Genomic DNA, 12,773 nt, shown 5'->3' on the forward strand with positions numbered 1-12,773 from the left:
TGAATTAGGGATAGGATACCCATTTGTAGTAATACGATAAGAAAAGCTTCAATGAATCGCAATTAAGTGAACTATCCCCCGGGTTTTTCTTTAATGGTTAAGCAGGCTTGGGTGTATCTTTCGATTACCCAAAATCCCTCCCACAACCTTCTTAACTTCTACTTCAGAAGGGAGTTGTGCCACATCATGGGCGAACCATGCCAGTGAATCAGCATTATCTACCGCTTTTACCTCAGCAAGCTTTGCCATATGTGATGCCGCTGAATCTTGCCCACGTAACCCATTTAACGCCTGCTCTACAACGCGCTCGAAAGCTTGATCATGGGTGAGACCTTGTTGCGTATAGATTTCCATAAACATACCACCCTGACTAATTGCCTGATCTAACTTATCTACAATGCCTCCATCCTTGAAGTACCCGGGATCCAGATCCACTGTTTGCGCGTATTTGTGCGTTCCCTCATGTATCAAAGTAACAATGCAGAAATTTTCACCTCTTTTCCAAATTTCTTCGAAGTTCAAGCATATGGGATGCTTGTAATCTGTCTTAAAGCTCCCCCCCTTGAGGTACCCTCCACCTACCGTCGTCAGCTTATAATTGTTAGAAAGATACCTGGGCACACTTTCAAAGATGTCCACCCACACAAAACCCGCCATTTTTTTTGTGGGGTTCCCCAGGCCTATTGCTGACATGGCAGAAGTCTGAATTTTTGCCAGGGTGGGCATCATACTCACGTCCGCACACTCCACCCCGTTGCTCAAACCCATCTGAGTTTTAGTTAACCGCTTGAGTATCGCGTTTAGACAACTTCGGTATCTATCGCTCGGACAACCCGTAGGAAGACCGAAGTAGTAGGAAAGTAAATTATTAAATTTGCCAGAAACCTTATTGGGGGACACAAGGGCGGTGGTGCACATTGCCTCCGCTCGAGACAAGATGGTTTGTGCTTCATCCAGCCAGCTTTCAAGTGATTTTTTCACTTTTGTTTGAAAGAGTACCGGTGCTGTGTCTTCTACCAACACGGAAAATTCAACACCCTTACTGATGCTGCGACTAATTATTTTTGTCATGATTACCTTCCTATGATTTCCTAATGTTCCAGCGCTAGAAGTTATTGTTGTTGGTCTAACGCTAAGGGAAAGAAGATCAATATTGTAATATTTAATCTTATGGCAGTACATTAATATTTCAGGAGTGACTCTGGAGCAGATTTATTTTTCAATTTATTTCGACTAAAGCTTTCTGGTGTTTCCTCAAAGACTTCATCTTGAGATTCGTTATGCATTAATGAAGATGAGGGGGTGTTGCGTCTTGCAATCTTATGGGCCACTTTAACTGTCTTTTTCTAATTATGGGTTACCATAGATATTAGTGATCGCTGACCGCTATAAATGCTGTCCTTTTCAATTCCAGCCCAATCACGAAGTATAAAAATCATGTGTTCTTTCTGTATATCGATATACCCAAAGATCAGTTTTTTCTTTATCAGCCTACTCCGAGGAATTAGCCAAGTCATCCTTCAAGAGAACGTTTTAAGTGGAGCTTTGTTCTTGTTCGGTGTGGCAGTGAACTCAATCATCATGGCTCTTGGAACCGCACTTGGTGTTATCACAGCGACTATTTGTGCTGTTGCTTTACATTATCCAGTGAAACACATTAAGGCTGGGCTGTTAGGATACAATGGGGCACTAATCGGTGTAGTCATATTCTCTTTATATGCACCCTCACCACTGACTGTTTTATTCATAATTGGAGGAAGCGCTCTAACAGTTTTAATCATGCGCTTAATGATGATTCACATTCCCCTTCCAGCATATACCGCCCCATATATCCTGGTGATATGGGTTATATGGGGAATGGCTCCAACACTAGGCCTAGAGCCAGCAGTAACATCCCTAAGTGAAAAATTTTCAACATGGGGTATATTGGCAGGTGTTGGCCAGGTTATCTTTCAAGATAATGCTATTACAGGGATATGTTTTTTAGTTGGCATTTTCGTTTCCAATAAGTCCCATGCTCTTTGGTCTCTAATTGGTGTCGTACTTGCAACATTACTGGCCGAGCTCCTATCCTTACCACCAACACCAATCCTTGCCGGCATCTTTGGTTATAATGCATCCCTTAGTGCTATTGCATTAGCCAATAAAAGTAAGTATTGGCTTGCTCCACTTGTAGGGAGCCTATTAACCGTTCCCATCACAATGGTCTTTATGGGGGCAGATATTATTGCTTTATCCGCGCCATTTGTTATTTCAAGCTGGGCAATATTGCCGCTCAAAAAGTGCTCACATTGATTTAATATTGGGATTGAAGAAAGTGTCCAGGTCTATGAATTGATTCAGTCACAACTTTCACTTGAATATATTTAAGCTTTATTTCTCTATGCCTAATGATGCGCGCCCGTAGACGCAATTTTTGCCATTATGGCCGAGAATAGCCAAAGATTTTAATCAACAAACTATGGAGATTGCAGCATGAAGATCGTAGTGATTGGCGCTACCGGTATCATTGGTAAATCAGTTGTGGACGAGCTTAAAGAGTATGACGTTGTCAAAGTTGGTCACAGGAATGGTGATTACCGGATCAATATTGAGGATAGGGCATCCATCAAGGCAATGTTTAAGCAGGTGGGCCAAGTTGATGCTGTAGTTTCAGCTACAGGGAACGCAGTTTTTGCGCCAGTTGAAGAGCTGACATTTGATCAAATTAAAGCAGCTATTGACAGTAAGTTATTAGGGCAAATTAATATTTTCCAGATTGGCCGTGACTATGTTCGTGAGGGTGGCAGTATCACCTTAACTTCTGGTGTTTTAGCCCAACATCCTATGCGGGGCGGTTCTGCACTCAGCCTAGTTAATGGCGCTATTGAATCCTTTGTGAAAGCCACAGCATTAGAACTCGGTCATAAGCTTCGTTTAAATGCCGTTAGTCCACATTTTGTGAAAGAAACCATGGATATGATGGGTATGGATAGCTCCAGCGGCATCTCAGCGTCGGACACTGCAAAAGCGTATCGTCATGCTGTTTTATCCAGTGAAACTGGCCAGACTTTTGATGTGGCAGATTATATATAAGCCTCAAAAACTGATGTTGATCGTGAGGCTTTTTGTATTGATGATATACAGTTTATTGATGGTTATGTATTAATTGATACACTATCTTTTCCATGGCGAGATTGATCTAATTGTGTACTAACAAAGTGACAGCAAAGATTATCCACGTAAATACGATTGCCCCCGGGCCGGTTGAAAATGAATTTCTCAAGGAGAGAGTGCAGGAATAGCCTGTACGGAATACGATGATGAAACTATCTCTGCTCAGTCGTTATGCATTTTTCGGCTGTTGTGTACTCACGACTCTCGTCAGTCTGCCTTTACTTCACTCTCACTCCTGGCTCTGGTCGGTAACCACAATCACCGGCCTTCTAAGTCTCCTCGGAGCTTACGATCTAGTCCAGAAATACCACGCGGTGCGCCGCAACTATCCCATTTTGGGCAATATCCGCTATCTAGTGGAACGTGTCCGCCCAGAGCTACGCCAGTACCTGCTGGAAGGGGATGATGACAAGTTACCTTTTTCCCGGGCCCAGCGCTCCCTCGTCTATGCCCGGGCAAAAAATGAGAATGCCTCTAAACCCTTTGGTACCCTGATTAACGTTTACGAACCCGGTTTTGAGTTTATCAATCACTCCATAAGCCCCAAGGAAGTCAGGGATCACCAGGGCTTTAGGGTGCTCATAGGTGGGCCTCAGTGCAGCCAGCCTTATTCGGCATCGATCTTCAATATCTCCGCTATGAGCTTCGGGGCCCTCAGCGCCAACGCCATCAGGGCCCTAAACAAAGGAGCCAAGCTTGGCGACTTTGCCCACGATACAGGGGAGGGCAGCATCAGCCCCTACCATCGCGAGCACGGCGGCGATCTGATTTGGGAAATAGGCTCGGGTTATTTTGGTTGTCGGACACTGGACGGCAGCTTCGATCCAGACCGGTTCAAGGCACAGGCCTGTGACCCACAGATCAAGATGATTGAACTGAAACTCAGCCAAGGCGCCAAGCCCGGCCATGGCGGCATTCTTCCCGGACACAAGGTTACTGCCGAGATAGCGACCACCCGCGGCGTGCCCGAGGGTGAGGACTGCATCTCACCGTCCGGCCACAGCAGCTTTTCCACCCCCCTCGAGTTGCTGACCTTTATCCAACAACTGAGAGAACTTAGCGGTGGTAAGCCAGTGGGTTTCAAATTGGCTCTCGGCCACCCATGGGAGTTTATGGGCATCGCAAAGGCGATGCTGCAGAGCGGTATATTGCCCGATTTCATCGTGGTAGACGGCAAGGAAGGTGGCACAGGAGCAGCGCCGCTGGAATTCTCCAATCATATCGGCGTACCCCTGCGCGAAGGCCTGCTGTTCATCCACAACACCCTGGTTGGCCTGAACCTACGAGACAAAATCAAGATAGGTGCCAGCGGCAAGATTATCTCGGCCTTCGATATTGCCAGCGTGCTGGCTATAGGGGCCGACTGGGCCAACTCAGCGCGCGGTTTCATGTTCGCAATCGGCTGTATCCAGTCGCAATCCTGCCACACTAACAAGTGTCCCACCGGGGTGGCCACCCAAGACAAGCTGCGCCAACGAGCCCTGGTGGTGCCGCAAAAGGCCGATAGGGTGCATAATTTCCACCGCAACACCCTTCATACTCTGGCCGAGATGTTAGCCGCCGCAGGATTAGAGCATCCAGAACAGCTAGAGGGAAAACACCTGGTGCGCCGCACCGGTGGCACGGAAGTACAGCTCTTTTCGCAAATTCACGTATTCCTCAAGCCTGGAGAATTGCTCAGGGAACCTATTGAGGGAGATTTCTATGCCCGGGCCTGGCATATGGCACGAGCCGACAGCTTTGATCCAACCGAGAATGATCCGACTAACAGAGATTTCAAAAGCGAGGCCGACACAGCTGAACTTGCACCCAGTTGACCAGGCATTATAAGCGCCCAGCCTATTGTGCTAAGTCTCAGGGATTTTGATCGCCATCAAACAGAATCGAGAAATGTCTGGCTAATACATATAGGGGAAGGGCGCTTAGCGCAATCGCGAGTGCAGTCGCAACAAACCGGTTCAAGGGGATACACGTGCACTGAAATACGTAAGTCAGTCACTAGGGCGCAAATCAGTAGACAGCACTGGGATTTAAACCAATGTCCAAATCCTCGATACATTGAAAGAATAAATATTCTAAGCAGTCGTGCAATATCTCTAACGCAAATTAACAAGTTAAGAGGGCCTAATCTCACAATGACGTGCTGTGGCACTAATTTCACACTACGCGAAAGAGTGGTGCCAGCTGTGTCTGGAAATGCTCGACAAGGAAGTCAATAAATACGCGGGTCTTGGATGGCAGCAGTTTCTGGCCGGAGTAATAGACCACCACCGCTCCCAGATCGACATGCCAGTCCGGCAGCAGTCGCACCAACTCTCCCCGCTGAAGCCAGGTGTAGGCGCAGTCCATCGGCGCCAGCGTAACCCCTAGGCCCATGACCGCGCAGCGGCAAATGGCTTCGGGGTCATTCATGATCACCGAGGGCCTGAGGCTCACATCACAGGTGGTTCCGTCGCTATGCTGCAGCGTCCAGCTGCGCAATCGGCCGCTGTAGGTCGAGCGTACGACGATGCCATCTAGGGTGGCCAGGTCGTGTGGGACTTGAGGGAGCGGGTTGACTTTCAGGAATGCGGGTGAGGCTACAGCCACCAAGTGCAACTTGAACAGCTCCCGCGCCACCACGCCAGGGACAAGCTCAACGGCGCCGCTAATGGCGGCATCAAACCCCTCCGCAATCAGGTCGACGCGACGATTCTCGAAGTGCCAATCAGGTACGACTTCCGGATAACGATGTTTGAACTCAGCCAGTAGGGGCAGCACATGTGTCATGCCAAAAGAGGGGGATAGACTGACCCGCAGTCGGCCGGCGGGTATTTGGCGCACTTCATCGAGGCGGGCAATGGCGGCCTGGATGTTGTCGAGACTGTCGGCCACCTCGGCGTAAAAGCGCTCTCCGGCCTCGGTCAGGGTCAGGCGTCTGGTGCTGCGGTGAAACAGGCGAGTGCCGAGATTACTCTCCAAGCGGGCCACATTCTTGCTCACTGCAGCGGCAGAGACACCGAGGCGCCTGGCGGCTTCTGAGAAATTCAGCGCTTCAGCCGCGCGCACGAAAGAAGTCAGGTTTCCCAGGGTCTCCACGGAAGTTCCTATTCCATTTGATTGAAACTGATCCTACTGATTCTGACCTTATGCGTCCATTACTTGAACCCTATAGTTCGCAGTGTGGGTTCAAAATGGGTTTGGCAGAAAACATCTGTACGAGGACACACTGGTGATCGCACGAGTATTCGATAAGGCGCCCGAGAGCCCCAACGCAGCCTATTCACAATCGGAGAACCATCATGACTAAAAGGCTTAAAGGTAAAGTCGCACTGATTACCGGAAGGCTTAAAGGTAAAGTCGCACTGATTACCGGCGGAACCACTGGTATTGGCAGAGCCACCGCACAGGAGTTCGTGGCACAGGGTGCAACGGTGTTTATTACCGGACGTCGCCAGGCAGAACTGGAAGAGGCCGTGGCTGCTGCAGGGCCGGGTACCATCGGAATTCGAGGCGATATTTCCAAAATGGAAGATCTCGACCGCATCTACGAAGAAATTGCAGAAAAAGCCGGTCACTTGGATATCGTTTTCGCCAATGCGGGTGGCGGCGATTTCCTGCCTATGGGCGCCATCACCGAGGAACAGTTCGACCGTATTTTCGGTATCAATGTCAAAGGGATGCTGTTCACGGTTCAGAAGGCGTTGCCCCTGCTTCGCGAGGGTGCTTCGATCATTCTTACCGGTTCTACTGCCGCCAGTGGCGGCACTGAAAACTTCAGTGTCTACGCGGCCAGTAAGGCGGCGGTGCGAAGCTTCGCTCGCAACTGGATACTGGATCTCAAGCCGCGTGCTATCCGCGTCAATACCCTGAGTCCCGGACCTGTGGAAACGCCCGGGTTGACCGGCCTGGTGCCCACTGAGCACGCCCAGGGATTTCTGGGCAGCTTTGCCGATATGGTGCCGCTGGGCCGCGTGGGCCAGCCGAACGAAATCGCCAAGGCAGCGTTGTTCCTAGCCTCGGAAGATAGCAGCTTCGTCAACGGCATCGAACTGTTTGCCGACGGAGGCCTGGCCCAGATCTAAATCCAGGGTGCGGGCAGCGCCACTTTGAGCGGTGCCCAAAACTTACACCGTCAGGATAAGTACTTAACTTGGGCGTCTATGCACGGGTGACCGTTGAAGTACGTGAGCTCGTTATTGGGGGTCGACCGGCATTCTGGTAATTTTCGCCAAAATGCGATTAACTTATTGTTTCTAAAGCTTTTTTCCGACACATCCCTTATCACGCCGTCTCCAATTCGTTGATTCCTGCCAATCGCTGGTCGCCTCGGCGAAGGAAATCTGCCCGCTACTGCTTTACTTGGACCTTTCTGCGGCCTGGGCTTCGAGCTTCGAGCTTCGCGGGGGTGTCGGCTCCAGCCTCTGAGATCGCTTTGTAGTGGCCCAAACTGGTCCGGGTCTCGGCAAGTGCAATATCCAGGCTCGTTTGTTTCTGCATGTTTTCTTTCAGCTCCGCCTGAGTGTGATCCAACTGTCTCTGAAACAAATCACCCTCATGCGCTTTTAATTTAAGTTGGGCGTTAACTTGATCGGGGATTCAGCTGTTCTTGCATGGAAGTGAACCGCTGTGAAACAAATCTGACTGTCGGAGAGAATCTTCCTGGCAGCTCATCTGCTTGCGCGCTGAAGCCAGCTCAGCGGCCAAGCGATCATTGTCCTTGTTGAGCTGCGTCAATTCTCCCTGTTTCACAATAATCGTTTGGTTGAGTTTACGCTGTTCTGCCCTATATCCAACCGCGACAAGGTCTACAACCTGGAGAGAGAAAAATCCAGCGCGCTGGTCTGGTGAGACGAGAAACTGGGAACCAGTGAGTGCTGTTGCACTGAACCAACAGAAAGAAGTGTTAGGAGTCCAAGTCGCAGCGTAACGAAAAAAGGCGACTGTCTTGAAAAACACCGATATCGAATGGCACTCCGTGGGGGTACTGGTAAAAAATCTGGGATTGCATTGCTGGGCTAAAATGGTTTATCAACTTAGTCTGCAATCCCAGATTAAAAAAGGCCATGCATGACCCTTCTCACTATTTATAACCTCAACAAATAAATACTAATTGTATGATTTTGAACATTGCCGTGAATCCCATGGATCATAATTTCCTTTATCGTCTATAGCATAGATCAGAGACGTACCGTTAATGGTTATTGGTTTTGGAACTTGGCTTATTGGAACCGTGTAACCATGGCCAGCCGGATTTGGGAGGTTCACTAAAAACCCGACTGAGAAGGCGTCTTGACTATCCGCTCCTGTGACAACAGTACGATAAGCAAGGGTTTCATAGATTAGCTCTTCACTTGGGGTCCAAAATACTGCATGGCCTTCATAGAATTGCGGGTGCCACTGCGTCATTGTTCCGCATAAGGCTGAATAAGCACTTGTGCTTACTGCAATAAAAAGCGTTGCAATAGCAATAAAGGTCCTGATAAGTAGAGTTCCTATTGATTTAATCCTCCTTGTTAGGTGAAAAACCTTCTAAATTTTCTAGTGGTATACGAGACGATGACTTGTTTCTTCGGCGTTCACATCCTTTTTTTAGAAGCCGACGAACATCGCTGGGTCTTTCTTGGCTCAACCCAACTAAATCTAACGTTGTAGTTTGAATAGTTGATTGCATGTTTATTATTGATTTTTCTATGTTTGACTTCGTTTTTTCAGAAAGTTTTTCATACGCTTCTCGGTAGTGGTCAGACAATCCGTCCTCTGCTTCTCGATCAGCCCGCATTACAAGTGATGCTACTGCATGGATATCACTCTCTTCAATTGACAGTAAAGAGCATGCTTTATCAATAGTGTTATTCGACTTGATTTGTGAGTCCGCTCTACTTTCTTTAAAATTGCGTAAAATTTTCAGATCGGTTTCACCAATAGTGTTAGGCCTTGACAAAATCTCAGATATAGACAACTCTAACATCCTCCCGTCATTCATATCATATGTGTCAATAACTCTTGAGTGGCGTTTAATTGCTTCGGTCAGCTCTGTTTCCTTGAGATTATTTAAGTCAGAAAACTTAAGTTGCTCTTGTGCAAAAGATGGCTTAATAAAAGTTATGGAAAATAGAAGCAGTAATGTGAAAAAGAAGTTTAGAACCATGATAAAGCCTTCCTTTTTATTTGACTGGCTGCAGTTTATTCCGGATCTGCGTTATATCAATAAACTAGATGTTGTTACAGCCGAAAAAGATTCTATTCGCCAAAATAGAGTTATAACCGAATCTAGTGTTTGGGGGTTTGAAAGTAAGCAGCGTATCTAGCACTGCTGTCCTACAGTTTGACAGTCATGAGACCAGCCTCATTTGAGGCTGGTCTTTTTGACTGGGCGGTGGACTCGGATTCAATATCTCTGCCAGCGCCTTGCTCTTAAACAAGTTGAGTTGCAGCACCCTCAACATCCGCTGCACAGTCCAGCCTTCCTTGGCGCTATGGCGTGCAAACGCCACCAGCAGGTAGACGATCAGGGCGATCCATACCTGTGTCAGCACCGCGCTCTTTGATATGCCAACAAAGGCTTTGATCTTGAGGTTTTGCTTGATCGCCTTGAAGAACAACTCAACATCAAACGATGCAACACTAAAGTGGCAAAAGATTACCCCCTTGGCACGAAACGAATGGATTTGCTGGGTAATCGATGCGAAGAAAGATACTACGAGAAATAAGAGAATTGATCGGGCGATCGAAGATCTAAAATCGGGTAAACAAAGACCTTGTTGTTGGCCGGGATGTCCACATAGAATAAAAAATGGCAAAGCCTAATTTTCTAAGTTGATTAGGAATGGAAAATGGAAATCATGTTAAACCACACAATTGTCCCGACTAAAGATAATGTGCAGTCGGCTAAATTTTATGAGGAAATTTTCGGCTTCGAATTCATAAAAGAATGGAGACCATTTGCCGTGGTCAAAGTTAATGAGTCACTTACCTTTGATTTTATGAATAAGGGAAAATTTATCCCATATAGTTAGGTTTCGGCCTAACACGGAGGTTTTCTATGAGCAAAAAGAGAGCTCAGGCGGACATCTTGCATTACCGGTATCCATTAGGGCTAAGGCCGTATTACTAACTTGGTTGACGCAAGACTACTTTTATTTCTCTAACTGGTGATCAAACAATATTTGGCGGGTGGTTCCTAGTAAAATTATTTCCTTTATCCCGCTGCATCCTACTCTCTACTTAGTTTTGAATTTTGTTAGCGCATCAAGCTAGCAATAATTAAGGCCAAAAACGTTGAATCTTCCGCAGTAGCGGTCATGAGTAGGGCAGGGGCACCTGTGAGAACCACGACATATATTGCACTTTCATTGCTTTTAACTTCCACAGTTCCAATTTCTGTCAACGCCCAGTGGGCTATTCCAGAAATAGGGCCTCCGGCTTATCCCGATACACTATGCAAACAGGTCAAGCCCCATTTCGACAAGCTATATAAAGCACCAGTTGATGAATGCTTTAATGGCATTGGTCAACCCTATCCAGAGTTAGTGAACGGCGTCTGTTCGGCGGGAGAACCTAAACGCAACGGTACGCGGATTTGGGGAATGGCTGAATCTCCCCAATTTTTATACTGGGGAACCGGTAGTAATTTTCTCTGTACCGCACAAGCGTCTCCAACCGCCGTATTGACTCCGCTATTCGCCCCAACCCAGGGTTGGGTATGCGAGTTTGCCGATGGGATACTCGCTCAGGAAAACCCAAACCTTAAAAACCTTGGGGACTGGCGGGCACCCACTGCCTACCGCATGGATACTTGCACACTTGAAGTCACAGAAGTTACTCCCACTTACGATCCGCTTCTACAGGACATCCTTGGATTACGCTCGGGTGGCTACGCGGGCGACGTGATTTTTCTTGCAGGGCCGGGTGGTATACAGGAGGGAATTGCCGGCGTGGGCAGTGGTAACAGCATTATCATGTTGGCTTGGCAGGCAAGTACCGGACGGTATTTGGGTTCAAAGAAATTTCCTGAATATTCGAATATCCGTGAGTTTCTCAACCATGAGGGCGTTTTATATACCGGTGTGCGATTGCAAGAGGATCTTGGCGGATCAGGCCGGGTTCTGCGCTGGATGGGCGATCTCGATGATCCATTCAATTTTGAAGTCATCGGCACTATGGAAAGTACACCGGCAGACATGACGATACACAACGGGCGTATATTTTCATCTACCTGGCCGAACGGTGATATTGAAACAGGAGAGGTGCAAGCCTACGCCGGGATAGTGATGAGTCCCCAAATACCTTCAGGTGGATTCCTGCCAGAAGATGTCGAAGAGTGGGAGGAAGTCTGGAATATTACCGAATACGAACCAGACCCTGTCAGCGCTCGGGCCTATGCCGGTGGAGATATTACTTCATGGCGTGGGAATCTCTACTGGGGTACGATCAACTTTCCGTTCGGTGGATTCAGGAGCCATGTTCTCGCCTATGGTGAGACGTGGGATACTCCAATTGATAAGCTGGACACCATTAAGGCAACCCATAGAGCAACAACCGTATTCCGCGGGGACAACTTTGAAGGAGAAGGGCAGCCAAATGTTGAAGTTCTTTATGGGTATGAAACAGTTCAGGCTTGGGACCCGGATCTCAACAAGTTTGTGGAAACACAAACTTTGGCCGGGCCTCCAAAGCTAGGCGGAGCCGGATTGGGCTGGCTATTTAATGTATACACCTGGCGCCTGGGAGTGACTGGAGACAATCTGTATCTGGCTACACTGGACGTCAGCTCACTTATACCGAGTGTAATTGATCTTGCGGGTGAGCTTCCCGAGGAATTGCTGATGCTCCTTAAGGATGCGTTATCCAACCCAACAATCTCTGGTGCAAAACTCTATCGTTTTTTCTCTCCAGATCTACAGGCAATTCCTGCCACTATAAATGGTGTAGGTAATTCGGGCAATTTCGGTTTCCGTACGATGATCAACCACTCAACTTTTATGTGGTTGGGCACCGTAAACCCCTTCCATCTAAATCCCGAAGGGGGTTGGGAGTTGTATCGGTATGCACCGACCACATCGACTACACCGTTTCAGCAGAAAGGGGGGGGCGGGGCGAAGTCTGATTAACTCAATGTCTTCACTTTAGTCCAATTTGCAACCCATCAAGGGTTAAGGGTTTGGATTTAGCTTTTCCCTTTTACTGAGTCTAAAGTTTAAATGCTGAACCAGGGCGTCACGGAGATCTTGATCGACTATGGGTAGATACCGCGACTTACCTTTATGCTGCTTAACTTGCGGATAGAAATTTTCCAGATTAACTTTAGCTCCAGATTTGGCCAAGGCCTCAATTTGTCTAACAACGTTGTTTCCTTACAAAAATTAGATGAAGGGCAGGCTGTTTGTTAATCGTAGTAATTTATTGCTAGCGTAGGAAAGATGATGATCTAGGATAATACTTTGGAGGGGGCGCCTGGAGAAAGTCTTTAAATGGATTGTGTAATATAAGGAATTTCTTAAAGCTTAGTCGACCGTTTTGAAGGTCAAAAGAAAAATTGGCATCATCATTCATACAAAACTGTATGTAACATTTTGGCTTTCATCCATATAATAAATCTTGGCTCTGTTGTATTGATCCCGATCGCAATCTCTATC

11 protein-coding genes and 1 pseudogene are annotated in these 12,773 nt (G+C 47.6%); 7 read left to right on the forward strand and 5 right to left on the reverse strand.

The genetic code is table 11. The annotated features are described in order from the left end of the window. Window positions 1-90: 90 nt before the first annotated feature. Entirely contained in the window at window positions 91-1,071 is a 981-nt protein-coding gene (locus LC073_RS15790) for a hypothetical protein (protein ID WP_226648283.1), read from the reverse strand. Window positions 1,072-1,437: 366 nt separating this feature from the next. On the opposite strand from LC073_RS15790, the gene LC073_RS15795 reads away from it, so the two are divergent. The 3 genes from LC073_RS15795 to LC073_RS15805 all read left to right on the forward strand — a co-directional run bounded on the left by LC073_RS15795 (window position 1,438) and on the right by LC073_RS15805 (window position 4,973). Continuing rightward, window positions 1,438-2,295: an urea transporter gene (locus LC073_RS15795; protein WP_226648284.1), complete on the forward strand. Its 858-nt coding sequence runs from the start codon at window positions 1,438-1,440 to the stop codon at window positions 2,293-2,295. Window positions 2,296-2,475: 180 nt separating this feature from the next. Beyond that, a complete protein-coding gene (locus tag LC073_RS15800) occupies window positions 2,476-3,075 on the forward strand; it encodes a short chain dehydrogenase (protein WP_226648285.1) in 600 nt (199 codons plus the stop codon). A gap of 227 nt (window positions 3,076-3,302) precedes the next feature. Continuing rightward, window positions 3,303-4,973, forward strand: coding sequence for an FMN-binding glutamate synthase family protein (locus LC073_RS15805; RefSeq protein WP_226648286.1), 1,671 nt, complete (start codon window positions 3,303-3,305; stop codon window positions 4,971-4,973). Window positions 4,974-5,313: 340 nt separating this feature from the next. Here LC073_RS15805 and LC073_RS15810 read toward each other — a convergent pair whose 3' ends face one another. Then, window positions 5,314-6,234, reverse strand: coding sequence for a LysR family transcriptional regulator (locus LC073_RS15810; protein WP_226648287.1), 921 nt, complete (start codon window positions 6,232-6,234; stop codon window positions 5,314-5,316). Window positions 6,235-6,437: 203 nt separating this feature from the next. Between LC073_RS15810 and LC073_RS15815 the strand changes: the two genes are divergently transcribed. Beyond that, a complete protein-coding gene (locus LC073_RS15815) occupies window positions 6,438-7,220 on the forward strand; it encodes an SDR family oxidoreductase (RefSeq protein WP_226648288.1) in 783 nt (260 codons plus the stop codon). 514 nt (window positions 7,221-7,734) lie between these two features. Here LC073_RS15815 and LC073_RS15820 read toward each other — a convergent pair. From LC073_RS15820 to LC073_RS15830, 3 genes and pseudogenes are all read right to left on the reverse strand, one after another. Next, window positions 7,735-8,094, reverse strand: a complete 360-nt coding sequence (locus LC073_RS15820) for a hypothetical protein (RefSeq protein ID WP_226648289.1) — start codon at window positions 8,092-8,094, stop codon at window positions 7,735-7,737. Window positions 8,095-8,638: 544 nt separating this feature from the next. After that, window positions 8,639-9,286, reverse strand: coding sequence for a hypothetical protein (locus LC073_RS15825; protein WP_226648290.1), 648 nt, complete (start codon window positions 9,284-9,286; stop codon window positions 8,639-8,641). A 184-nt stretch (window positions 9,287-9,470) separates the two neighbouring features. Then, window positions 9,471-9,752, reverse strand: a pseudogene (locus tag LC073_RS15830) (IS4 family transposase); the annotation flags it as partial. Between LC073_RS15830 and LC073_RS22010 the strand changes: the two are divergent. From LC073_RS22010 to LC073_RS15845, 3 genes are all read left to right on the forward strand, one after another. Continuing rightward, window positions 9,688-9,945 carry a YdeI/OmpD-associated family protein gene (locus LC073_RS22010; protein ID WP_226648353.1) on the forward strand — a complete coding sequence of 86 codons (258 nt, stop codon included), beginning with the start codon at window positions 9,688-9,690 and terminating at the stop codon, window positions 9,943-9,945. The pseudogene LC073_RS15830 and the gene LC073_RS22010 sit on opposite strands and share 65 nt — an antisense overlap. 35 nt (window positions 9,946-9,980) lie before the next feature. Then, window positions 9,981-10,154 carry a VOC family protein gene (locus tag LC073_RS22015; RefSeq protein WP_226648354.1) on the forward strand — a complete coding sequence of 58 codons (174 nt, stop codon included), beginning with the start codon at window positions 9,981-9,983 and terminating at the stop codon, window positions 10,152-10,154. 306 nt (window positions 10,155-10,460) lie between these two features. Next, a complete protein-coding gene (locus tag LC073_RS15845; protein ID WP_226648291.1) occupies window positions 10,461-12,248 on the forward strand; it encodes a hypothetical protein in 1,788 nt (595 codons plus the stop codon). Window positions 12,249-12,773 lie beyond the last annotated feature (525 nt).

Source organism: Microbulbifer variabilis (assembly GCF_020524905.1).
Taxonomy (GTDB): Bacteria; Pseudomonadota; Gammaproteobacteria; order Pseudomonadales; family Cellvibrionaceae; genus Microbulbifer; species Microbulbifer variabilis_A.